General features: G+C 69.0%; 19 protein-coding genes and 1 riboswitch. Of the genes, 9 read left to right on the forward strand and 10 right to left on the reverse strand.

What is annotated here, in order from left to right:
• Positions 1 to 235: 235 nt before the first annotated feature.
• Positions 236 to 1267 (forward strand): TerC family protein, encoded by a 1032-nt coding sequence (locus OHB24_RS29745; RefSeq protein ID WP_327634167.1) that lies wholly within the window; start codon positions 236 to 238, stop codon positions 1265 to 1267.
• Positions 1268 to 1320: 53 nt separating this feature from the next.
• On the opposite strand, the gene OHB24_RS29750 is transcribed toward OHB24_RS29745, so the two are convergent.
• Genes OHB24_RS29750 through OHB24_RS29760 form a run of 3 tightly spaced genes read right to left on the reverse strand, consistent with a single transcriptional unit; the run spans position 1321 to position 4072 of the window.
• Positions 1321 to 2187, reverse strand: a complete 867-nt coding sequence (locus OHB24_RS29750) for a C40 family peptidase (RefSeq protein WP_327634168.1) — start codon at positions 2185 to 2187, stop codon at positions 1321 to 1323.
• Entirely contained in the window at positions 2184 to 3248 is a 1065-nt protein-coding gene (locus OHB24_RS29755) for a mandelate racemase/muconate lactonizing enzyme family protein (protein ID WP_327634169.1), read from the reverse strand. The genes OHB24_RS29750 and OHB24_RS29755 overlap by 4 nt, the downstream gene beginning before the upstream one ends.
• The gene (locus tag OHB24_RS29760; protein WP_327634170.1) at positions 3245 to 4072 is read right to left on the reverse strand and encodes a serine hydrolase; all 828 of its coding nucleotides are present in this window, start codon (positions 4070 to 4072) and stop codon (positions 3245 to 3247) included. Before OHB24_RS29760 ends, OHB24_RS29755 begins: the two co-directional genes overlap by 4 nt.
• Positions 4073 to 4116: 44 nt before the next feature.
• On the opposite strand from OHB24_RS29760, the gene OHB24_RS29765 reads away from it, so the two are divergent.
• The 6 genes from OHB24_RS29765 (at position 4117) to OHB24_RS29790 (ending at position 12288) form a co-directional block, all read left to right on the forward strand.
• On the forward strand, positions 4117 to 5046 hold the full coding sequence (locus OHB24_RS29765) for a cobalamin biosynthesis protein (protein ID WP_327634171.1): 930 nt from the start codon (positions 4117 to 4119) through the stop codon (positions 5044 to 5046).
• A complete protein-coding gene (locus OHB24_RS29770; protein ID WP_327634172.1) occupies positions 5037 to 5717 on the forward strand; it encodes a histidine phosphatase family protein in 681 nt (226 codons plus the stop codon). The genes OHB24_RS29765 and OHB24_RS29770 overlap by 10 nt, the downstream gene beginning before the upstream one ends.
• Before the next feature lie 87 nt (positions 5718 to 5804).
• Positions 5805 to 6782 carry a DUF3500 domain-containing protein gene (locus OHB24_RS29775; protein WP_327634173.1) on the forward strand — a complete coding sequence of 326 codons (978 nt, stop codon included), beginning with the start codon at positions 5805 to 5807 and terminating at the stop codon, positions 6780 to 6782.
• Position 6783: 1 nt separating this feature from the next.
• Positions 6784 to 6896, forward strand: a riboswitch (cobalamin riboswitch).
• Positions 6897 to 6928: 32 nt separating this feature from the next.
• Entirely contained in the window at positions 6929 to 10633 is a 3705-nt protein-coding gene (gene cobN, locus OHB24_RS29780; RefSeq protein WP_327634174.1) for a cobaltochelatase subunit CobN, read from the forward strand.
• A 12-nt stretch (positions 10634 to 10645) separates the two neighbouring features.
• A complete protein-coding gene (gene surE, locus OHB24_RS29785) occupies positions 10646 to 11425 on the forward strand; it encodes a 5'/3'-nucleotidase SurE (RefSeq protein ID WP_327634175.1) in 780 nt (259 codons plus the stop codon).
• Positions 11422 to 12288: an alpha/beta fold hydrolase gene (locus OHB24_RS29790; protein ID WP_327634176.1), complete on the forward strand. Its 867-nt coding sequence runs from the start codon at positions 11422 to 11424 to the stop codon at positions 12286 to 12288. The genes surE and OHB24_RS29790 overlap by 4 nt, the downstream gene beginning before the upstream one ends.
• A gap of 119 nt (positions 12289 to 12407) precedes the next feature.
• Here the strand turns inward: OHB24_RS29790 and OHB24_RS29795 are convergent, their stop codons facing one another.
• The 5 genes from OHB24_RS29795 to OHB24_RS29815 are packed head-to-tail and all read right to left on the reverse strand — an operon-like array spanning position 12408 to position 18892.
• The gene (locus OHB24_RS29795; RefSeq protein ID WP_327634177.1) at positions 12408 to 13343 is read right to left on the reverse strand and encodes a dihydrodipicolinate synthase family protein; all 936 of its coding nucleotides are present in this window, start codon (positions 13341 to 13343) and stop codon (positions 12408 to 12410) included.
• Positions 13340 to 14359: an ABC transporter ATP-binding protein gene (locus OHB24_RS29800; RefSeq protein WP_327634178.1), complete on the reverse strand. Its 1020-nt coding sequence runs from the start codon at positions 14357 to 14359 to the stop codon at positions 13340 to 13342. Before OHB24_RS29800 ends, OHB24_RS29795 begins: the two co-directional genes overlap by 4 nt.
• Positions 14356 to 16311: a dipeptide/oligopeptide/nickel ABC transporter permease/ATP-binding protein gene (locus tag OHB24_RS29805; RefSeq protein WP_327641120.1), complete on the reverse strand. Its 1956-nt coding sequence runs from the start codon at positions 16309 to 16311 to the stop codon at positions 14356 to 14358. The genes OHB24_RS29800 and OHB24_RS29805 overlap by 4 nt, the downstream gene beginning before the upstream one ends.
• A complete protein-coding gene (locus OHB24_RS29810) occupies positions 16311 to 17270 on the reverse strand; it encodes an ABC transporter permease (RefSeq protein ID WP_327634179.1) in 960 nt (319 codons plus the stop codon). Before OHB24_RS29810 ends, OHB24_RS29805 begins: the two co-directional genes overlap by 1 nt.
• An 11-nt stretch (positions 17271 to 17281) precedes the next feature.
• Positions 17282 to 18892, reverse strand: a complete 1611-nt coding sequence (locus OHB24_RS29815; RefSeq protein ID WP_327634180.1) for an ABC transporter substrate-binding protein — start codon at positions 18890 to 18892, stop codon at positions 17282 to 17284.
• Positions 18893 to 19024: 132 nt separating this feature from the next.
• On the opposite strand from OHB24_RS29815, the gene OHB24_RS29820 reads away from it, so the two are divergent.
• The gene (locus tag OHB24_RS29820; protein WP_327634181.1) at positions 19025 to 19738 is read left to right on the forward strand and encodes a FadR/GntR family transcriptional regulator; all 714 of its coding nucleotides are present in this window, start codon (positions 19025 to 19027) and stop codon (positions 19736 to 19738) included.
• On the opposite strand, the gene OHB24_RS29825 is transcribed toward OHB24_RS29820, so the two are convergent.
• Positions 19729 to 20415 carry a 3-keto-5-aminohexanoate cleavage protein gene (locus OHB24_RS29825; protein ID WP_327634182.1) on the reverse strand — a complete coding sequence of 229 codons (687 nt, stop codon included), beginning with the start codon at positions 20413 to 20415 and terminating at the stop codon, positions 19729 to 19731. The genes OHB24_RS29820 and OHB24_RS29825 overlap by 10 nt on opposite strands.
• Before the next feature lie 135 nt (positions 20416 to 20550).
• Between OHB24_RS29825 and OHB24_RS29830 the strand changes: the two genes are divergently transcribed.
• Positions 20551 to 20820 (forward strand): hypothetical protein, encoded by a 270-nt coding sequence (locus tag OHB24_RS29830; protein ID WP_327634183.1) that lies wholly within the window; start codon positions 20551 to 20553, stop codon positions 20818 to 20820.
• Positions 20821 to 20830: 10 nt separating this feature from the next.
• Here the strand turns inward: OHB24_RS29830 and OHB24_RS29835 are convergent, their stop codons facing one another.
• Complete coding sequence (locus OHB24_RS29835) at positions 20831 to 23734, reverse strand: helix-turn-helix transcriptional regulator (RefSeq protein ID WP_327634184.1); 2904 nt, start codon at positions 23732 to 23734, stop codon at positions 20831 to 20833.
• Positions 23735 to 23772 lie beyond the last annotated feature (38 nt).

Raw genomic sequence — 23772 nt, forward strand, 5'->3', positions numbered from 1 at the left:
CTGCGACTATTCCCTGACGGGGCTGTGATCATTTCGACAGGCGGACACGTGTCCTGGATTTGGAGACTTGGACACCCAGCCGTCAGAATGGACCTTGAGAAGGGGAGTATTCCTTTTGCGGCGGCATCGTCATCACGGTCAGGGCTCGTCCCGAACCCGGTGCCCTCGGCGTCACTCTGAGTGACGCGGAAGAGACCTTCGGAGTCGATTTTTCGTCTGAGCTCCGGAGGATTCTGTGCACGTAGCTGACTATGTCTGGTACATCACCGTCGGCCTGCTGCTGGCGCTGCTGGCCTTCGACGTCTTCGTCATCGGCCGCCGCCCGCACGAGCCGAGCACCCGCGAATCGGCCACCGCGATCGCGTTCTACGTCGGACTCGCGGTCGTTTTCGGCCTCGGGGTCTGGTGGTTCTCCGGCGGGCAGTACGCCGGGGAGTTCTTCGCCGGCTGGCTCACCGAGTACAGCCTGAGCGTCGACAACCTGTTCATCTTCTTGATCATCATGTCCAGATTCGGCGTACCGAGGAAGTACCAGCAGACCGCGCTGCTGGTCGGCATCATCCTGGCGCTGGTGTTCCGCGGCGTCTTCATCGCGGTCGGCGCGGCCGCGATCAACCAGTTCTCGTGGATCTTCTACATCTTCGGCGCCTTCCTGGTCTACACCGCGATCCACCTCGCCAAGCAGGGCGAGAACGACGACGACGATTACAAGGAGAACGCGGTCATCCGGTTCGCGAAGCGCCGGCTGAACGCCACCGACGAGTACAACGGCGTGAAGCTGACGGTGAAGAAGAACGGCCGCCGGTTCGTCACCCCGATGGCGATCGTGATCATCGCGCTCGGCACCACCGACCTGTTGTTCGCCCTCGACTCGATCCCGGCGATCTACGGCCTGACGCAGGAGCCGTTCCTGGTCTTCACCGCGAACGTGTTCGCGCTGATGGGTCTGCGGCAGCTGTACTTCCTGCTCGGTGACCTGCTCCGCCGCCTGGTGTACTTGTCGCTCGGCCTGTCGGTGGTGCTCGCGTTCATCGGTGTGAAGCTGGTCCTGCACGCGATGCACGTGAACGAGCTGCCGTTCATCAACGGCGGTCACCACATCGACTGGGCGCCGGAGATCCCGATCTGGTTCTCGCTCGGCTTCATCATCGTGACGCTGGGCATCACCACGGTCCTCAGCCTCCGCAAGTCCCGCACGATGAAGACCGAGGGTCCGGTCGACGAGGTCGAGCCCGCGGAGCCGGAGCTGCACCACAAGGAGTCCTGAACACAACAGATCGCCCCGGACCGCACAGTCGCGGTCCGGGGCGATTTGTGTGTTCAGAAGCGCGCGGCGGTGACCAGCGTCGCCCGGCGGTCGTCGGTGAGTGCCTCGTTCTCCAGCCGCTTGCCGGTCTCGGAGGCGTGCAGCATCCCCGCCGGGGACACGAACCCGACGTGGTGGACCTGCTTCCCGGCTCGTGCGAAGAAGTACAGGTCGCCGGGCCGCGCGTCGTCGATCGGGATGTTCGGCAGCGTGTCCGCCTGGTCGTGCGCGTCCCGCGGCGTCCGCAGCCCGAGCACCCGGCTGACGGTGTGAACCAGCCCGGAGCAGTCCAGCCCGTACGCCGACGTACCGCCCCACAGGTACTCCAGCCCGAGGAACTGCTCGCCGAGGCGCAGCCGTTCGTCGGGATCGGACGGCTCGGACACGGACCGCAGTACGGCGTCCGGAAGCCAGCCCGACCCGCTGTCGGGTGTCGCCACCCGCGTGTACCCGTCAGTTTGCTCGTCGGAGGCCAGCACAGTCCCGAACGACAGCTCCGAAATCGGCCGGCCACCAGGCTCGGCGAGCAACGCTGCCGTCGGTACGGCGATTGCGACCGGGTCGGCCGCGCTCTGCGGCAGCTCGCCCAGGTGGCTCGACGGGACCCAGCCCGGGTACCCGAGTTCGTCCTGGGACGACGGCTGCCACGGCGCGAGGACCTCGGACCAGCCGTCCCGTTCCGAGCGCACCAGGACGGGCTCGGCGAACAGCAGCTGGGTCAGGGTCCGGCCGTGCAGGCCGAGCCGGGTCTCGGTGTCCATCGACTTGGCCCATGCGGCCACGTCGGGTTGTGCGGCGGTGGCCGGCGCGTCGATGTCGCGCGGCGCGTCCGGTGAAGTCCAGACCGTACTGATCGGGACCTTGGCGGCAGCTAACTTCATAGCGTCAAGCCTGTCACGCCCAGTCCCGGAGCAGAAGGCAGGTGGATCAGCGAGCCGTCGTACCGGATCCCGCCGGTCACTGGCGCCTCGCGGAGCCACCAGGCGGCGTCGAGGTCGTTGACCGTCGTCGTCGGGTACGCCGAGACCAGCGCGGCCGCCGCGCCGACGCCGACGTGGCTCTCCATCATGCAGCCGACGATCGCGCCGAGGCCGTGCTCGCGGGCCAGTTCGAGGAGCGTCCGCGCGGGCGCCAGCCCGCCGCACTTCGCGAGCTTCACGTTCACAAGGTCGGCCGCGCCGTGCCGGATCACCGCGACCAGGTCGCGGACGCCGTACACGGACTCGTCGGCGAGGATCGGCGTACCGACGCGGTCGGTCACCCAGGCCATGCCCTCGAGGTCGGCCGCGGCGACCGGCTGCTCGACGAGCTCGATCGCGCAGCCGGCGTCCTCGAGTGCGCGGATCACCGTGACCGCGTCGCGCCGCGTCCAGCCCTGGTTGGCGTCCAGGCGCAGTCGCGGTTCGGGCCCGATCGCGTCGCGGACCCGGCGGACGCGTTCGATGTCGCCGGCCGCGTCGGTGCCGACCTTGATCTTGAGTACGTCGAACCCGTCTGCGACCCGGGCCTTCCCGGCGTCGGCCAGCGCGTCGGCGTCGCCGACCGACAGCGTCACGTCCGTCCGGACCACGTCGGTCGTCGACCCGAGGAACCCGTGCAGCGTCTGACCGCGCCGCCGCGCCGCAAGGTCGTGCAGCGCCACGTCGACGGCATCCTTGGCCCCGAAGTTGCCGACCGCCGCGCCCTGCACGCGACGCAGCGCCTCGGTGAGATCGTCGGGGCCGAGGCCGTTGAGTGCAGTGGTGATCGGGCCTTCGATACAGGCCTGCGAGCCGGCGAGGGAGTCACCGGTCACCTTCCAGACCTGCGGCGCCTCGCCCCAGCCGCTGTGCTCGCCGTCGCTCACCTCGAGCAGGAGCGACTCGACGTGGGTCGCCGTACGCAGCGCCGTGACGAAGGGGGTGTGCAGCGGTGCCGAGACCAGGTGGGTGGTGAGCTTCACCGCACTGCCTCCAGATTGTGCCGGTGGTTCCAGGCCTCGAGCGCGACCGACGCGATGAGGTGCTGCGCCTCGGCGTCCGGCAGGTCGGACGTCGTACACACGACGAGCACGAACGGGTCGGCGTCCTTCGGGCGAACGATGCCGCCGTCGTGGCGGATCCGGGTGTCCCAGCCGTTCTTGTGCTCGACGCGGGTCCGTTTCGGCAGCAGAGCGGGGATCTCGCCGTTCCACTGATTGCCGGCCAGCAGCTCGCGCAGGTACTCGCCGGACTCGCCTTGCTGGTTGCCTACCGCAACGAGAACTCCAGCCAGGCCGGCCGGGCTCATCAGGTTGCTGATCCCGGCGCGGGCCGCGGGGACGTCGTCGATGCCGCGCTGGACCTTGGACTCGGGAGCAGGTGAGCTGGGCAGCGTCGCCTCGACGAGGGCAGCGTGAGCCGCCGCGATCCCGACCTGCTCGAGAACCAGGTCGGTCGCCAGGTTGCTGGATCGGGCGAGCATCTCCGTCGCCAGCCAGGTGAGCGGCACCTTCTTGCCCAGCTGTTTCCAGGTCTTCGGCGCCTCGTCCTCCTCCGGGTTCACCCCGAACCGGCCGCCGGCCGCGGACTCGAAGTCGTTGTGCACGGCCACCGGCTGGAAGATCGCCAGCTCACCCGCCTCGACCTGGCGCATCATCGCCATCGCCACCGGCAGCTTCATCGTGCTCGCGGAGTAGTGCGCCCGCTCCGCCTCGTGCACGAACACCGGCGTGCCGTCCATCTTCCCCAGCCAGACCCCGAACTCACCGGCCCCGTCGACCTGCCGCAGCAGCTCCGCGATTCCCATGCCGCTCACCCAATCACAGCCCAGGACCTGGCAGACTGCCGAGGGTGTCACGGGCAATCGGTCTCCTTCTCGGCTTCGCGGCCGACCGGCTCGTCGGCGATCCGCGTCGCTTCCATCCGGTCGCTGGCTTCGGTCAGACCGCCGCCGGCCTCGAGAAGCGCCTGTACGCCGATTCGCGGCTCAACGGCGCTGTCTACACAGCCGTTCTCGTCGGAAGCACAACTGTCCTGGGCCTCGCGGCGGAGCGGCTCACCCGCCGGCATCCGATCCTGCACACCGCAGTCACCGCGGCCGCGACCTGGACCGTTCTCGGCGCGCGCAGCCTCGAGCGCGAGGCCGACACGATGGCTGCGTTGCTGGAGGAGAAGGACATTCCGGCGGCACGTGACCGGCTCAGCCATCTGTGCGCTCGCGACGCGACCGACCTCGAGGCTGACGAACTGGCCCGCGCGACTGTCGAGTCGCTCGCGGAGAACACGTCGGACGCGTGTGTGGCGCCGCTGCTCTGGGGCGGGGTCCTCGGCGTCCCCGGTCTCCTCGCGTACCGCGCGGCGAACACGCTGGACGCGATGGTCGGCTACAAGTCGCCGAAGTACCTGAACTTCGGTTGGGCGGCGGCGCGGTTGGACGACGTACTCAATCTGCTACCGGCGCGCGTGTGCGCGTTGCTGACCGGCCTCGCGGCGGGTCGGGTGCAGGAGACGACGCGGGTCTGGCGGCGGGATGCGCCGAAGCATCCGAGTCCGAACGCCGGGCCGGTCGAGGCCGCGTTCGCTGGGGCGCTCGGGCTGACCCTCGGCGGTACGAACAGCTACGGGACCTACGCGGAGGATCGCGGCACGCTGGGAGACGGTCCGGCGCCGACGGTCGCCGATGTCCGGCGTACGGCGGCCCTCGCGCGGCGGGTCGGGATGGCGGCGGCCGGCGTTGCTGCGGTCGTTGCGGTGCTAGCGAAGGGGAAGCGATGGGGTTGAGTCAGCGGCCGATGCGGATCGCGTTGATCCGGCACGGCGAGTCCGAGGCGAACCTGGACAAGACGATCTACGAGCGCATCCCCGACCACACGGTTCCGCTGACCGCGCTCGGACACGAGCAGGCGGCCAAGGCGGGGCGGGAGCTGCGGGAGCTGTTCGAGAACGAGCCGGTCCATGTGTACGTGTCGCCGTACCTGCGGGCCCGGCAGACGCTGGACTCACTCGGGCTGGACGACCTGATCGGCGTACCGCGGGAGGAGCCGCGGCTGCGGGAGCAGGACTGGGCCAACCTCCAGGACACCGCGGACATCGAACGGCAGGAGGAGCTGCGCGACTCGTTCGGGCATTTCTTCTACCGGTTCACGCACGGTGAGTCCGGTTCGGACGTGTACGACCGGGTGTCGACGTTCCTCGAGACGATGCATCGCGACTTCGAGAAACCGGATGCGGCGCGCAACGTGCTGCTGGTGTCGCACGGGCTCACGATGCGGCTGTTCTGCATGCGCTGGTTCCACTGGTCGGTCCGGTTCTTCGAGTCCCTGCGCAACCCGGCCAACGCAGAAACCCGCGTCCTGCTCCGCCAACCGGACTTCCGCTACAAGCTGGACCGCCCGTTCGAGCAGTGGACCCCGTACGAACCAACAGAACGCGAGCGCTCCGCCTGGCTTTAGCTGCGTGACCGCGACGTGAGAGGCCGAGCGGGCGTCGGGAGTGGCGGGTAGGGTCCTGGGAGAGGGCTACTCGACGGGAGTGATCGCATGGTGGTGGACCAGATCCGCGCGGCAACTCAGGACCTGCTGGCCGCGCTGACGCCGGAGCAGCTGAAGAAGATCTCGGCGCCGTTCGACACCCCCGATCACCAGGCGTGGACCTATCTGCCCGGTGCTGTGCCGGGCCTGGCGCTGACCGAGCTGTCGGCGGCGCAGGAGGTTCTCGTCGTCCGCCTGCTCGAACTCGTCTACAGCAAGCGCGGTCTGGCCGATTTCCGGGCCGTGATGGCGGCCGAGATCATCGTCCGCGGCCTCGGCGATCCGATGGAGGTCGCGGAGCTCGGGGGATGGACGGGTTCGACGGTCGGCGACCGCTACTACCTCCGTGTGCTCGGTGACCCCGCCGGGACCGGGCCGTGGGCCTGGCGGCTCAACGGTCACCATCTGGCGTTGCACGTGACGCTGGTCGACGGGGCGATCTCGTTCACCCCGCAGTTCTTCGGGTCGAATCCGGCGGAGGTCCTGTCCGGGCCGCACGCCGGGCGGCGGTTCCTGGTCGCCGAGCAGGATCTCGGCTTCCAGCTCCTGCACGCCCTCGAGCCGGCCCAGCTGGGGGTCGCACTGGTGTCACCGGACGCTCCTGACGACATCCTGACCCGCCACGACCCGGTCGCCGACGCGTCGCTGCTGCACCGCGGCCTGCCGTACGGCGACATGACCGAGGACCAGCGCCAACTCCTGAGCCTCCTCATCGGCCAGTACGTCGGCCGCGCCGCCGGGCCGATCGGGTTGCAGACGTGGCAGGACATCACCGAACAGGGCATCGAGCACCTGACGTTCGCCTGGGCCGGAGAGACCCAGCCTGGGGTCGGCAACCGCCACTACTACTCGATCGCCGGCCCCACCTTCCTCGCCGAGTACGACAACACCCAGGACAACGCCAACCACATCCACTCGGTCTGGCGAGACCTCCGCAACGACTGGGCCACCGACCTCCTGGCAGCTCACTACGCCATGCACCGCTAGAGTCACCTACGTCATCGACGGCATCAGCAGGAACCCGGTGTGAGTCCGGGGCGGTCCCGCCACTGTGACCCGTGAAGGGGAGTCAGGAACTGCCGCCGTCGTACCTGGAGTCGGGGCGTGGATACCCCGGGAAGGAACGCGTGCGCATGCCTGCGAAGCTGCTGTTGCTGTCCACTGCCGACACCGACCTGCTGGCGGCCGCCGCGGCCGATGCCGGGTGGAACGTTGCGAACCCGGCCCGGCTCGATCTCGCCGGTCTCGGACCGATGCTCGACGACGCCGAGGTCGTCGTCGTCCGGCTGCTCGGTGGGCGCCGGGCCTGGGAGGACGGGCTCGACGCGGTCCTCGCCTCGGGGAAGCCCGCGGTGGTCGTGAGCGGCGAGGCCGCGCCGGACGCCGAGCTGATGTCGCTGTCGACCGTGCCGGCCGGTGCGGTGACCGAGGCGCTCGCCTACCTGCGTGAAGGCGGCGCGGGCAACCTCCGCAACCTGGCCGGCTTCCTGCGGGACACGCTGCTGCTGACCGGTGACGAGTTCGAGCCGCCGCGCGCGCTCCCGGCGTACGGCGTCCGTGGGTCCTTCGTCGAGGACGATCGGCCCGTGGTCGGGATCGTGTACTACCGCGCGCACGAGATCGCCGGCAACACCGCCTTCGTCGACGCACTCGCGGAGGCGGTCACCGATGCCGGCGCGCAACCACTTCCGGTGTACTGCGGGACCCTTCGCGGGCTCGACCCGGCCGAGAACGTCGGGCTCTTCGATCTGTTGCGGAAGTGCGACGTACTGGTCACCACGCTCCTCGCCGCCGGCGGTGCGGTGGCGGCGAACGCGAGCGCGGGCGGCGCGGATGACGCGTGGGACGCGGGCGCGCTGGCGTCGCTCGACATCCCGTTGATCCAGGGGCTCGCGCTGACCTCGACCCGCGAGCAATGGATGGAGAGCGACGCGGCCGTCAGCCCGCTGGACGCGGCGACGCAGGTCGCGATCCCAGAGTTCGACGGGCGGCTGATCACGGTCCCGTTCTCGTTCAAGTCGTACGACGCCGACGGTCTGGCGCGTTATGCGCCGGACGCGGAGCGGTGCGCGCGGCTGGCCGGGATCGCAGTCGCGCATGCCCGGCTGCGGCACGTTCCGCCGGCCGAGAAGCGGATCGCGCTGGTGCTGTCGTCGTACCCGACCAAGCACGCACGGATCGGGAACGCGGTCGGGCTGGACACCCCTGCATCGGCGGTCGTCCTGCTCGGGCAACTGAAGGACGCCGGGTACGACCTGGGCGATCTTGATCTGAGCGAGCTGCAGGGCGCGGACGGAGCCGACGGGCTGATTCACCGGCTGATCGCGGCGGGTGGGCACGACGTCGACTGGCTGACGGACGAACAGTTGGCCTCCGCGGTCGCGAAGATCCCGCTGAGCGTTTATGCGCAGTGGTTCGGCCGGGTCCCGAAATCGTTGCAGGAGGCAATGACCGGAGCGTGGGGCGAGGCGCCGGGGGAGCTGTACGTCGACACGTCCGGTGACGAGCCGGCGATCGCTCTCGCCGCGCTGCGGTTCGGGAACGTCGTGCTGATGATCCAGCCGCCGCGTGGCTTCGGCGAGAACCCGGTCGCGATCTACCACGACCCGGACATGGCGCCGTCGCATCACTACCTGGCGGCGTACCGCTGGCTGGAGGCGTCGCCCGACGAGGGCGGGTTCGGCGCGCAGGCCGTCGTCCATCTCGGGAAGCACGGCACGCTGGAGTGGCTGCCGGGCAAGGGGATCGGCATGGCGGCCGGCTGCGCGCCCGACGCGGTCCTCGGGAACCTGCCGATGGTGTACCCGTTCATCGTCAACGACCCCGGCGAGGGGACGCAGGCGAAGCGGCGGGCACACGCGACGGTCGTCGACCACCTGGTGCCGCCGATGGCGCGGGCCGAGACGTACGGCGACATGGCGAAGCTGGAGTACCTGCTCGACGAGTACGCGACCGTGTCGGCGCTCGACCCGGAGAAGGTGCCGACTTTGCGCGCGCAGATCTGGACGCTGATCCAGGCGGCGCAGTTGCACCACGATCTGCACACGTCGGAGAGGCCGGAGGACGCCGACTTCGACGAGTTCGTGCTGCACCTCGACGGGTACCTGTGCGAGATCAAGGACGTGCAGATCCGCGACGGGCTGCATGTGCTGGGCGGGGCGCCGGCCGGTGAGGCGCGGATCAACCTGGTGCTCGCCGTACTGCGCGCTCGGCAACTGTGGGGTGGTTCGTACTCGATCCAAGGGTTGCGGGCAGCGCTGGGCGAGACCTTCGGGGTCGACGAAGCGGAGTTGCTGGCTGATCCGGGGCGCGTCGTGCCTGAGCTTGCTGACCTCGCGACGCTGGCTGACCTGCCGGCGGTGAGCGGCGCTGACGGCGTAGACCTGCTCGAGGCCGTTACTCGGAAGCTCGTGGTGGGGATGGAGACGCTGAGCTGGGACGCGGCGAAGGTCCCGGTGGTAGTAGATGAGGTCCTCGGCCGCACCTCCCAGCAGGTCGAGGCTTCTTTGATGTTTGCTGCTACCGAGGTTGTGCCGCGGCTCGCACGCACGGGCGACGAGTTGGCAAACGTACTGCGGGCGTTGGACGGGCGGTTCGTCGAGGCTGGGCCGTCCGGGTCGCCGACGCGTGGGCTGGTGAACGTACTACCGACCGGCCGCAACTTCTACGCGGTCGACCCGAAGGCGATCCCGAGCCGGAACGCCTGGGACGTCGGCGTCGCGCTCGCCGACTCGCTGCTGGCGCGGCACCAGACCGAGACCGGGGAGTGGCCGCGGTCCGTCGGCCTCACCATCTGGGGTACGTCGGCCATGCGCACCCAGGGCGACGACCTCGCCGAGGTGCTCTGGCTGCTCGGCTGCCGGCCCGTCTGGGACGAGGCCTCGCGACGCGTCACCAGCTTCGAAGTGATCGGCCTCGAGGAGCTCGGCCGGCCGCGGATCGACGTGACGATCCGGATCTCCGGCTTCTTCCGGGACGCGTTCCCGCACGTCGTCGCGTTGCTCGACGAAGCCGTGCGTACCGTTGCCGCCCTGGACGAGTCAGCCGACGACAACTACCTGCGCGCACACGTAGACGCTGATGTTGCTGAAGGCAATGATCTGCGCTCGGCCACTGCGCGGGTGTTCGGATCGAAACCTGGTTCCTATGGAGCTGGCCTGCTGCCGCTCGTCGACGCACGGAACTGGCGGACGGACGCCGAGCTGGCGGAGGTCTACGCCGTCTGGGGTGGATATGCCTATGGCAAGGACCTCGACGGCGCCGAGGCCCGCGGCTCGATGGAACGCGCGTACGCCCGGATCCAGGTCGCGGCGAAGAACGCGGACACCCGCGAGCACGACATCATGGACTCCGACGACTACTTCCAATACCACGGCGGCATGATCGCGATGGTGCGTCATCTCACCGGCGCCAACCCGAAGGCGTACGTCGGCGACTCCGCCGTCCCCGCGCAAGTGAAGACGCGGACGCTGGAGGAGGAGGCCAAGCGGGTCTTCCGGGCCCGCGTGGTGAACCCGCGGTGGATGGCGGCGATGCGGCGGCACGGGTACAAGGGCGCGTTCGAGATGGCCGCGACCGTGGACTACCTGTTCGGGTACGACGCGACCGCGGGCGTCGTCGACGACTGGATGTACGAGTCGCTGACCAAGGAGTACGTCGCCGACCCGGAGATGGCCGAGTTCTTCCGCAAGTCGAACCCGTGGGCCCGGCACGGGATCGCGGAACGGCTGCTGGAGGCGGCGCAACGCGGGCTGTGGGAGGAGCCGTCGGCCGAGGCGCTGGAGACGCTGCGGAACGCGGTCCTTGAGACGGAGGGTGACATCGAGGACCGCGGCTGATTGGGTAGACGCATGCCGTCTGAGCCGCCTGTATCGCTCCGTGTCCTGATCACCAACGACGACGGGTATCGCGCGCCGGGGATCCGGGCGCTCGCGCCGGCGATCGCCGAGCTCGGGTACGACGTACTAGTGGTCGCTCCGATGCTCGACGAGAGCGGTGTCGGATCCGCGCGCGCCGGGATGGTCAACCGGCCGATCCGGACCGCGACCGACGTGGAGAACGGCGTGACGTTCGTCGGGATCGAAGGCACGCCTGCAATGGCGGTGACGATGGCGCAGGCCGGCTCGTTCGGCCCGCCGCCGGACCTGGTGCTGTCGGGGATCAACCGCGGGCTGAACATCGGCGTTTCGATCTTCCACTCGGGTACGGTCGCGGCGGCCCTGACGGCGGCCGAGTCAGGTACGTCGGCGGTTGCTGTCAGCATCGACGCCGAGGACCCCGCGCACTGGCCGACCGCGGCGACGATCGCGGGCGACGCGCTCGGGTGGATCGCCGGCGAGCCCGCCGGGACGGTGGTGACGATCAACGTGCCGGATCGTCCGCTGGATCAGCTGGCCGGTGTACGGCACGCGTCGCTGGCCGTGAACCGGCGTACCCGTCTCGTCGCCGCGACAGCTTCGTCGGGCGAGCCGATGATCGTCGTGGAGCGCACCCCGCAGGCCGCCACGGTTCCGGGCACCGACGAGGCGCTGCTCGCCGAAGGCTTCGTAACGGTCACGCCGATCGTCGGCATCCGCGAGGTCCGGGACGACGCCGCCGCCACAGCCCTCGCGAAGCGCCTGGTGCAATGAAGCTGTTCGTCGCTGAGTACGGCGCGGCGGACGCACCACCGCTGTTGTTCATCCACGGTCACGGCGGCGGCTACCACTTTCAGCAATGCCAGGCGGACCTGCTCGCCCGGGGCCTCCGGCTGATCGCGCCCGACCAGCGTGGGGTCCTCCGGTCTCCGCTACCGCCGGGTGAGCGCGTCGATCTGGACGTGCTGCTGGCCGACTTCGAGGAACTGCGCGCGGAGCTCGGGATCGAGCGGTGGGCGATCCTCGGTCACTCGGCCGGGGGCAACTACGCGGTCGAGTACGCGATCCGGCATCCGTCGGCGGTCAGCGCGGTGATCTTCGACTGCCCGTGCTGGGACTTCGACGCCAACGATCGCCACCGGTTGCCGATCTTCGCTCGCTTGTACGACGAGCTCGGCGACCATGACCGCGCCGCGCGGTGCCGTGAGCTGGCCGCCGTGGACCGTCGGCTGACGGCGGAGGACAAGACGTACGAGCTCGCTTTCGGTCTCGGCGACCGCTTCCAGGATCTGTCCTTTCACGATCCTTCGCGCCGCTCCGAGTTCTTTGGTCTCGGCGAAACGGCCGGTTTCACGGACGAGATGTGGGCCCGCGGCAACAGCCATATGGTGACCCTGCCCGAGCTGTACGCCTCGAAGCTCGGCCGGTTGGCGCTGATGCCGCAGCCAAGCCTGTTGATCGAGAGCGTCGACGATCTCGCCACGGACCCGATCTCCGTGCAGACCTACCGCGACACGGTTCCCGCCGGCCGGGTCGCCACCTTCGAGCGCTCCGGCCACTTCCCGCACTTCGAGGAGCCGGTCAAGTACGCCGGTCTGGTGCGTAGCTTCGTCGACCAGCACTTCACCTCAGGCTGACCGGACCCGGAATCAGCGGGGCGACAGGTAAGGAAGCCGATGACCCCACGACCGGGCAGTCGCCGGCAGCCGGTTGTCCTTCGGGGCGCCGACGAGGCCCTCCTCGCTCCGCGGGCTGGTCAGAGGAGGCCGGCTGCTACTAGGTACTTCCCGACTCGGGCGATCTCGTCGGCGTCCAAGGGGATCTGGGGTGGCGCCATCACGCCGTACTTGATCACGCCACGCAGTTGCAGCGCAGCCTTGAAGGCCCCGAGGGCGGAGGAGCTGGTGCCCATCCGGGCCGGGTCGCCGACCCCGATCAGTTCGAACAGCCGCACCAGCCGTTCCTGCTCGGCGCGCGCGTCCTCCCATTCGCCGGCGGCCGCGTGGCCGAAGAGCTTGACGTAGCCGTGGGGATCCACGTTGCCGAGCCCCGGGACCACTCCGTCGGCTCCCATCCACAGCGCGTTGTCAACGGTCAGCTCGGAGCCCGTGAGCACGCTGAAGTCGGTGACGTCACCCCGGTCGCGCGACCTCAGGACGACGTTGCGCAGACCGCCGTCGTCGCCGCTGGAGTCCTTCAGACCCGCCAGTACTCCGTCGGCCGCGAGTTGCAGCACCAAATCGGCGGCGAGCTTGGAGTGCACCGCTACCGGTAGGTCGTAGGCGAACACGGGGAGCCCCGCGGCGGCCGCGACCATCCGGAAGTGGTTGTCGATCTCCGCCGGATGGGTGCGGGTGTAGAAGGGCGCGGTGACGACGATGCCGTCCACACCGGCCGCGACCGCCGTCCGGACGTGGTCGATCACCCGCAAGGTCGCCATGTCGATGACACCTGCCAGCACCGGCAGCCGGCCGGCCACGTGGCCCACCACCGTGTCCAGCACCACCCGGCGGTGTCCGTCCGGCAGGTACGCCACCTCAGAGGTGGAGCCGAGGACGAACAGGCCGCTCACGCCGCCGTCGATCAGGTGGTCGACCAGGCGGACCAGGGAGGCGGTGTCCACCTGGTGATCCGGCGTGAACGGCGTACAGACAGGTGGGATGACGCCGGTCAGGCGGGCGGGCAAGGTCATGAACGCTCCAAGGCTTGGGTGATCAGGTCATCGGTGGACTCGCGCGCGACCACGTGGTGATAGCAGCGGAACAGGTGCGCCGGGTCCGCGGCATCGGACTCGAACTCGGGCATCGAACCGGAGCAGGTGTCGTCGGCCTTCCAGCAGCGGGTCCGGAACGGGCAGCCGCTCGGCGGCCGAGTGGCCGACGGCACCGGCCCGACCAGCGGGATCGGGTCGATCGGCGAGATCAGGCCGGGGGTCGCCGAGAACAGCGCACGGGTGTACGGATGCCGCGCCTGCCGGGCGATGCCGGCCGCCGGCGCCTGCTCGACGATCCGGCCGAGGTACATGGTGACCACCCGGTCACTCATCCGGCGGACGGTCTGGATGTCGTGCGAGACGAACACCATGGCCAGGCCGAGGCGTTCCTTCAGGTCCAGCAGCAGGTTGAGGATCTGGGCCCGGACGGAGACGTCGAGAGCGCTGGTCGGCTCGTCGGCGACCAGGAGCGACGGCTCGAGTGCCAGGGCCCGGGCGATCGCGACGCGTTGCCGCTGGCCGCCGGACAACTGGCCGGGCAGGGCGTCGGAGACGCTCCGGGGCAGCCCCACCAACGCCATCAGCTCCCGCACCCGTTCGTTGCGCTGGGCAACGGTGCCGTGACGGTGCACGTCGAGCGGATCACGCAGTACCCGATGAACGGGCAGCCGGCGGTTCAGTGCCGTCGACGGGTCCTGGAAGATCATCCCGGTTCCGGCGCCGATGGCCTCTCGGCGTTCGGCCGGTTTCATCGACCAGATGTCCCGGCCCCGGAACGAGGCCGTGCCCTCGGTCGGTTGCTGGACGCCGACCATGACCTTGGCCAACGTGGACTTCCCGCAGCCGGACTCGCCGACCACGCCGACGGTCTCACCGGCGGCGACGGTCAGGTCGGCCCCGGTCAGCGCATAGACCCGATCTCTGCTGAACAGACCACCGGACCTGGCTCGGTGTACGACGTGCACGTCCGACAGTTCGAGCACCGTCTCCGTCATCGCAGCGCCTCCTTCTCCAGCGGCTCGAGGACAACAGCCGGATGATGGCAAGCGACCAGGTGCTGCGAAGGCCGGCCGGTCAGTTCAGGGGCGGTGTCGCGGCACACATCGGTGACCATCGGGCACCGGTCGGCGAATCGGCAACCGGCAGGGAAGTCGGCCGGCGAGGGCACCACGCCACGAATCTGGGTCAGCCGGGCCGCGCCGGACTCCAGTGACAGGACCGATCCGAGCAGGCCACGGGCGTAATGGTGCGCGGGCTCGCCGACCAGGTCGGCCGTGACACCGGTCTCGACGATCTGGCCGCCGTACATCACCACCACCCGATCGGTGACGTCGGCGACCAGCGCCAGGTCGTGCGACACCAGGATCAGCGCGAAGCCGAGTTCGGCCCGCAGCCGCAGCAGCAGCTGGATCACCTGCGCCTGCACGGTGACGTCGAGTGCCGTGGTCGGCTCGTCGGCGACGATCAGCTTCGGTTCCCGGGACAACGCCATCGCGATCAGTACCCGCTGGCGCTGACCACCGGACAGCTCGTGCGGGTAGCTGGTCAGGGTGCGCTCGGGATCCAGTCCGACCAGTTCCAGCAGTTCTGCCGGAGTACGCCGTCCGCCGCGGCGAACCACCTGTTTCAACTGCGCTTTGATCGTCATCGCCGGGTTCAGCGAGGACAGCGCGTCCTGATAGATCATCGCCATGTCGTGACCGAGAAGTCTGCGCCGCTCCGAGCGCCGCAGACTCAGCAGGTCCTTGCCGTCGAACCGGATCCGGCCACGGATCCGGGCGCCCCGCGGCTCCAGCCCCATCACGGCGAGCGCGGTCAGCGACTTGCCGCAGCCGGACTCGCCGACCAGACCGAGCACCTCGCCGGGCCGTACGTCGAAGCTGATCCCGTCGACGACGTCCACCCCGTCGTGCCGGCCTTCGAAGCCGATCGCCAGCTGTTGCACGGACAGCGTGGGTTCACCGTCCGGTAAGGGCCGCGCTCGTTCCCGCAGCCTCGTCGCCGCCAGGTCCAGACCGGGAAGCTCGACGAGTTCACCGGAGCCCGGCTGCGCGCTCTCCAGCGCGTCCTTGACCTGCTTCTTGCTCGCGTCCCGTCGCCCGCCCGGCGCCGCCCACGCGTCGGAGACGGCCTCGGACAGGATGTTCAGGGACAGCACGGTGATCAGGATCAGCAGTCCCGGGAACACCGTCGCCCACCAGCCACCCAGCAGCACCATGTTCTTGCCGTCGGCAATCACCGAGCCCCAGGACGGCTCCGGCGGCCGTACCCCGGCCCCGATGAAGGACAGCGACGCCTCGAAGACGATGGCGTCGGCAACCATCACCGTGCAGAACACCAGCACCGGAGCCGCACAGTTGATCGCCACGTGCCGGAGCAGGATGTGCGGGGTCCGGGCGCCGATGATCTTCTCCGCGACCACGTAGTCCTCGCCGTACTGCGCGAGCACGTTGGCGCGGACCACCCTGGCGACGGGCGGCGTGTAGAGGAAGGCGATCGCGATCACGAGGACCGGGACGGATCCACCGAACACCGCCACCAGGACGGCGGCCAGCGCGATCCCGGGGAACGCCATCACGACGTCGAGGAGCCGCATCACGGTCTCGTCGACCGCCTTGCGGGAGGTGGCCGCGACAGCTCCGACGATCGCGCCCGCGGTCAGTGCGAGCGCGGTCGCGCCGAGACCGATCATCAGCGACCAGCGGGCGCCGTACACGAGCCGGGTGAAGATGTCACGGTTCGCGCTGTCGAGCCCGAACCAGTGCGCCCCCGACGGGCCGCCGCCGGCGTCCTCCTGCGTCAAGATGTCGTACGGCGTCAGCAGCGGAGCGAGCACCGCGGCCAGGATCACCACCGCGAGGACCGCGACGGCGAGCCAGGCCGCCGGCGGCAGCCGCTTGAAGTTGATCCCCGGACGGGAGAGTTGCCGGGCCAGTCGTGCGCGCATCACGCAGCGCTCCTCAGTCGCGGGTTGACCAGCAGGTACAGCACGTCGACGACGAGGTTGACCACCACGAAGCCGACCGCGATGGTCAGTACGACGCCTTGCACCACGGCAGGATCACCGTCGCGGACGGCGTTGATCATCAGCGTGCCCATCCCCGGTAGCGTGAAGATCTGCTCGATCACGACAGCTCCGCCGAGCAGGTACCCGATCCGCAGACCGAGCACGGTCAGCGGGTTGATGAGCGCGTTCCGCAGAACATTGCGTCCGACCACCACCACCGGCGGCAGGCCGCTGCCGATGGCGGTCCGGACATAGTCCTTGTCGAGTTCCTCGACGACCGACGTACGAATGATCCGGGTCAGTTGCGCGGCGACCGGCAAGGACAGCGCCAGCGCCGGCAGCGCCATCGTCCGCAGCCAGGGCGCGATCCCGTCGGCCGGATTCACATAACCGCTCGGCGGAAACCAGCCGCGGTCGACGGCGAGGTACTGGATCATCAGCAGCGCGAGCCAGAACGAGGGCGCGGCCACGCCGATCAGCGACACCAGCCGGATCGCCTGGTCCGGCCAGCGGTCCCGGAAGATCGCGGCGACGACACCGAGCAGCAAGGCCAGTACCAGTGCGATCAGCAGTCCCAACAGGGTGAGCTGGAACGTCAGGGGCATCGCGGTGGTGACCGACTGGAGCACCGGCGCCTTCGTCAGCACGCTGGTGCCCAGGTCGCCGTGCAGCAGGTCACCGACGAAGTGCACATAGCGCACCGGCAGCGGGTCCAGCAGACCGTTCTCCTGCCGGAAACTGTGCAACTGCTCCTCGGTCGGGTTGGCGCCCTGGAAGAACGCGACCGCCGGATCGTTGTTGGAGAACCGCATCACCAGGAAGACGAACGCGATGATGCCGAGCAGCAACGGAACCAGCAGCAGCAGCCGGCGAACCAGCATTCTGACGATGACGGCCACAGTCAGCTACCTCAGGCCCGCTTCGCCTGCAGCAGGTTGATCCCCGGATAGGGCTGCGCCTTGATCCCGCTCAGCTTCTTGGAGTCCCAGGCCGTCATCAACTCGGTATGGACGACGGGGTACAGCACCGCCTGCTCGGCGACCAGGTCGAGGTACTCGTGGGTCAGCTTGGTCCTGGTGTCCGCGTCGGTGGCCCGGACCGCCTCGTCCATCTTGGCGAAGATCACCTTGGCGCCGGCACTGGTCTCCCAGCGCGTGTACTTCATCCAGGATCCGCCCTGGGTGTAGTTGTAGCGCAGGATCAGGTCCGCGTCGGCGCCGAACTGGTTCGGGTTCGACGCCGCCGCGACCACCTGGTAGTCGGCGTGCTGGTCCATCTTGGTGAACACCGCGGCGGTGTCCTGCGGCTCGAGCGTGGTCTTCACACCGATCGCGTTCCAGGACGCGGCGATGGTCGGCAGGCAGTCGACGATCCAGCTCACGTTCACCGCGAGCAGGTTGATCGACAGGTTCGTCACGCCGGCCTCGGCGAGCAATGCCTTGGCCTTCGCCGGGTCGTAGCCGTAGACGGTTTTCGCCTTGGCGTAGGCCGGGTTCTCCTCGTTCAGGAACGACGTACTCGCCTTGCCGCGACCCTTGAGCGCGACCTCGATCATCTTCTGGGTGTCGATCGCGGTGAACAGCGCCTGCCGGACCCGGACGTCGTCGAACGGCTTGGTCGCGGTGTTGAACATCAGGAACAGGTGGTTCATCCCCTTGCCGCCCTCGACCGTGAGGCCCGAGCTCTTCAGTTGCTCGATGTTGGCGTACGGGATGTTGTCGGACAGCTGTGCCTCGGCGCTGCCGCCGGAGATCTTCGCGACCCGGGCGGAGGAGTCGACGATGCTCAGCCAGTTCATCTTCTTGAACGCCGCCGGGCGGGGGCCGTTGTAGTCCGCGAAGGCCTCGAAGGTGGTGTTCGACTTCGGCTGGTGCGAGACCTGTTTGTAGGGACCGGACCCGACCGCCTTGCCGTTCTTGGCCAGGTCCCAGGCTCCGGCCTGGGAGAAGACGTGCTTGGGCATGATCTTCGCGATGGTCAGCCGGGGCGCCCCGTCGGGGAACGGGAAGTTCAGGACCAGCTCCACGGACTTGTCGTCGACCTTCTTGACCTCCTTCAGCCAGCTGGCGAAGAAGTTGTAGGTGAGCACCTTCAGCTTCGGGTCGAGGATCCGCTGGAAGGTGAAGACCACGTCGTCGGCCGTGACCGGCTGGCCGTCGTGCCACTTCGCCCCGTCCCGCAGGGTGAACTTCCAGGACGTGGCGTTCAGGTCGGCCGGTACCTCCGTACCCAGAGCGGCGTACGGCTGCCGGGTGATCGGGTCGGTGTCGAGCAAGCCCTCGTAGATGTGCTGCATCGCCGCCATCGTGAAGGCGGAGGCACTCATGGTCGGATCCCAGCTCTGGTTGTTCCCGTAGCCGATCACCGCGGTGACCAGGCCGGTGTCCGCTCCGGCGCCGACCGCTCCGGTCGAGGCCGGGCCACTGCTGCAGGCCGACAATCCACCAGTGATCGTCGCGGCTGCGCCGAGCGCACCGGAGTACTTCAGGAACGAGCGGCGGTCGAACCCTGTTTGGTTCACGGTGCCTCCAGCGGCAGGGGGTGTGGCGGAGCTTCAGAGGAGGTAGGTTATAGGACGTACTACGTCCTACGTCCTATGAGTGCCGACCTTAAGAGTCTGTTTCCGGGTCGGTCAAGACCGGAGGAGACACCGATGCCTGATCGCGTCAAGCTGAAACGCAGTGACGAGCTCGCCAACGCGATCGCCGACCTGATCATCGAACGCAATCTGGAGCCCGGCGCCGCGCTGCCTCCCGAGAGCGTGCTGATGGCCGACTTCAGCGTCAGTCGCAACTCGGTCCGGGAGTCGCTCAAGGCCTTGCAGGCGCTGGGGATCGTCGAGGTCCGGCACGGCTACGGAACCTTCGTCGGCTCGGCCAGCTCGGCGGTGTTGCATCCTTGGCTGCTGTTCCGCACCCGCTCGTCCGGCAGCAGCACCGAGCGGCTGCGGGAACTGCTCGAGATCCGGGAGATCCTCGAGACCGAGCTGACCCGTCGCGCCGCTGGAACCGGCGACGGCGAGCTCCAGCAGAAGCTGTCCGGCTGCGTCGAGCGGATGCGGGTCGAAGGCCCGGACGCGGCGACCGCGGACCGCGCGTTCCACGAGCACATCTGCGACGCGGCCGGGGTTCCGCTGGCCCGCGAGCTGGTCGGCCTGTTCTGGGACGTCTACCGGGCCGTCGAGACCGACCTGGAGACCGTCGCCGGATCACCTGGCGAAACCGCGGCGCGGCATCAACGCGTGGTCGACGCGATCGCCTCGGGTGATGCCGACCGGGCGGAAGAGTCCGTCCACCTGCACTTCGGCGAGGTTCGCGCCCGCCTCGGCACCGGCCCCTACCGAAGCCGGCCGGCCGATCAGATGTAGCGCAGTACGTCTGCGTTCGACTGCACGGGTTGTCCTTCGGGGCCGGTGAGCATGTCTTCGAGGCCGGCTCGGACGTCGTACCCCTTCGTCTGGGCCCAGCGCAGTACCGGCCAGGCCCATTCGTTCTCGCCGTGGACCAGTGCGCCGTCGGGCGGTAGCAGTTCCAGTACGGCGTGGGCTGCGGTGACTCCGTCCGGGCCGGGGGAGATGCCTGGGATCGCCTCGACGAGCACGCGGACCACTGGGCCGCCCCACGCGAGGTACTTCCGTGCCGCGTCGGGACTGAACAGTCCTGCCTCGACACCGATCCCTTTGGTCAGCAGGAGGTCCGCGACGCGTTCGGCGCCGTCCTCGTGGAAGTTGACGCTCGCGAAGTCCGCCACCGGCTCCCACGCCGCGATCAGCCGCAGTCGCTCATCCAGGTCGGGGACGATGCCTTCCCTCGTCGACACGCCTACGGGCACACCGGGACAGTTCCGTCGTACGGCGGTCACGGCTGCGTGTACGTCGACGTACTCGAGGGTCTCGAGCCCGCTCGCCCCGCGAGGGTGGATGTGCAACGCGCCGGCTCCCGCCGCCACGGCTCCGGCGGCCTCCCGTCCCAGCTCGCCGGGGGTGACCGGCACACCCGGATGATCCACCCGCGTGCGATCGCCATTGAGACAGGCCTTGAACATAGGCACACGGTACGTCGGCGTGCGCTGCTTCTAAGGGGGGAGGGCGTTGATCTGAGGGGGAGCGCCCGATGTCAGGGTGCGCCGCCGCAGCGGACGGTGGATGCAGACGGAGATCCACTCCGTGATGGAGGAGCCATGAAGCACATCCGCAGTATCGTCGCCGTCCCCGTGGTTGCCGCAGGGTTCGCGTTCGCCGGTGCAGCGCAGGCATCGGCAGTCGATGTCGACCCGGATATCGGCAAAGCCGCGTTCCCCGTCGTCATCGAGCGTCCGGGACCGAGGGTGCAGGTCGATGACACGGTCAGCGAGGCCGTGCAAGCAGGGGCGGCCGCTGCCGGGGGAGCCGGTATCGCGATGGCTGCCGTGTGGGCCACTCGGCGTCGCCACGTCATCCAACCGCACTGACCGGTGATGTTCACCGAACCCGCGGTCGCTGTTCGGCCAGAGCAGCGGCCGCGATCCGGCTCGATGTTCCTGTTTTGCGAAGGATGTTGGAGACGTGCACGCTGACCGTCTTGTCGCTGATGAACAGGTTCTTGGCGATCTCGCTGTTCGACCAACCGGCGACCAGGAACGCAAGGACCTCACGCTCACGTGCGGTGAGTGTCGCCAGCCTGGGATCGTCGGCGGACGGCTCGACGCGTTCGGGTGTGCTGAGGTCGATCCTGGCATGGCGCGCCAGCGATTCGACCTCACGTCGCAGCGGCTCGGCGCCAAGGTCGGCAGCGTGCTGATAGGCCTGCCGCAGGAGGTCGTTCGCCGCCGACGACGGCCAGCTCTTCAGTAGGGTGGCTTCGGCGCAGCGCCACTCGGCCATCGCCTGGTGCCAGCGACTTCCCGCCGTACGCCCGGCTTCCACCACCTCGTGCCACCGCTCCGGCTGCTCCGCGGAATCCCGGCAGCGGGCGACCTCCGCGGCGATCAGGGCCAGGTCCAGTGCCCGGACCGGCTCGCCGCCCAACGCCTCGACGAAGGGCTCGTGCGGCCATTCGCCGAGCACGCTGTCGAGCTCGTGAGAGGCGGCGAGGCCGCGCGCGCCGTGCTCCCGGGCCGACTCGGCCACCGCGCGGGCGAAGACCGGAAGCACTTCGTCGTCGTCCGGCTCGGCGTACTCCGGGACATACAGCCTCGGGCGCGACCAGGTCACGGCCTCCGCGGCTCTACCCTCGGCGAGCAGGAGTTCGATACCGATCGCCGTCATGGTCTGGCGATGTGCGTTGAAGTCTTCGGACACCAGCTCGAGGGCTCGGTCGAAGTGCAGCCGGGCCTCGCCGATCGAGCCTGATCGCACGGCCAGCAGGCACGCGGTCAATCGCACACCCGCTCCCGGGATGCCGACAGGACGTGCGGCGAGTGCCGAGCGCAGGAGCGTCCGGCATTCGTCCCAGCGACCGAGGTCGATCAGTTCGCGGGCAACTAGGCACGCGAGGAAATGCGCCCAGACACCTGCTCCGGCCTCGGTCGCCTGCTGGTAAGCCCAGCGGGTGACGTCCACGGCCTCGGTCCGCCGGCCGAGCGCCCGAAGAGCGATGAATCGCCACAGCGCGGCGTCGGTCGCCGTGTCGACGTCTCCGCCGGACATCGCCAACTGTTCCGACAGGTTGGCGTCGTCGAGTGACTCTGCCTGCGTTCGGTCGTTGGCCGCTGCGCGTGCGCAGAGGGCTTTCCCGAGAGCCGCGGTCGAGCCGGATCTGCGCGCAACCCGGACAGCTTCGGACGCGTGGCCCGGGCCCTCCGGCATACCGTAGATGGTTTCGATTTCGGAGAGCTCAGCCAGTGCTACGGCGCGTTCTGCGCTGTCCGGGAAGTTCTCGGTCAGTGCGATCGCCTTACGGAGCTCTTCCAGATCGGCGAGTCCAGGGGCCGTCGACTGCCAGTCGGCATTGGCTCGGGCGACGAGCAACTCGCTCGCCAGCAAAGGTTCGTGTCTACGATCCACGAGACGCAGCGCGTCGCCGAGCAGCGACACTGCCCGCTCGGGCTCGCCGGCTCGCAGGCTGACTGTGCCTGCCCGCCGCAGCAACGCGATCCGATCCATACGCTTTCCCCGGACCCGCGGCGGCACCTTCGCCCAGAGCGCGCACACCCGACTGAGCTGGTTCGCCTCCTCAGTCGGCGCCCGCAGCCGTGCGGCCTGATCCGCCGCCAGGAGTGACCAGCGGAAAGTCGCCTCGAGATGGCCCGCGGCTTCGTGGTGGGCCGCCAGGTCGGCCGGGGGAGCAGGCACCCGCTGTGGCTCGAGGACACGGATGTAGTCGGCATGGAGTTCGGCGGCCACGTTCGGCGGCAGAGCGTCGTACAACACGTCGGCCAGCAGCGGGTGGCGGAACCACCAGATCCCTTTGCCTTCGGCGCCGACCACGCCGAGATCTTGTGCCTCGACAAGACTCGAGGCGGTTCGGTGCTCGTCGATCCCGCGACCGGCTCCCACGGCGGCGAGCACGGTGGACTCGGTCGGGCGGCCGCCAACAGCGAGAATCCGGGTCACCGTGCGGGCCTCGTCGGAGAGACGATGCCAGGCGCCTAGCAAGGCGTCACGGAGTACTGATGGAACGGCGCTGGGAAGACTGTGCTCAGAGCCGGACAAGCCCTGAGCCATCAGCTCGATCAGGTACGGGTTGCCGTCCGATCGGGCCAGGACGTCTGCGACGAGCTCGATGTCCGGTGGTGTGCCCAGGAGGCCCTCGAGCTGGCTGCCGACCGCGTCGGCGGCCAGCGGCCCGAGCCGGATCTCGCCGAAGCGTGGCATCCGTCGCAAGTCGGCCAGCCACGAGTGGACAGGGTGTCCGTCCGGCCGCTCCTCGGTGCGGCAGGTCGCGATCATCCCGAGACGCTGGTCCCGGAAGCCGGCGACGAGGTACGACAGTACGTCGAGCGACGCAACGTCGGCCCACTGCAAGTCGTCGACGACAACCACTGTCGGCCGCCGTACCGCGATCCGGTCCAGCATCAGATCGACGAGCACCGGCAGCCGGGCCGTGTCGGTCGGGCCGCTCCCGAGCGAGGTCAGCAGCACGGACAAGCTCTCGATTCCGTCGAGCACCTCTGCTCGTTCGTCCGCGTCCGCCTGGGCCTCCCAGCCCTGGAGCAAGCCGATGATCGGCGCGAACGGGACCGACGCCGCGCCGAAATGTACGCAGGTCGCCCAGAGGACGTTCAGTTCCTGATCGCGGCTCATCTCGCGAGCGAGCCGGGTCTTCCCGATCCCGGCCTCACCGTGGATGACGAGCGCGCGTGGCACACCGTCGGCGATGTCCCGCACCAGATCGCCGAGCAGTCGCCGTTCCTCGTCCCTTCCAGCGAACCGGTCGCCCCCCATGCGACGTAGTCAACACCCTTCGTCATCCGTGCGGCAGA

Source organism: Kribbella sp. NBC_00482 (assembly GCF_036013725.1).
Classification (GTDB): domain Bacteria; phylum Actinomycetota; class Actinomycetes; order Propionibacteriales; family Kribbellaceae; genus Kribbella.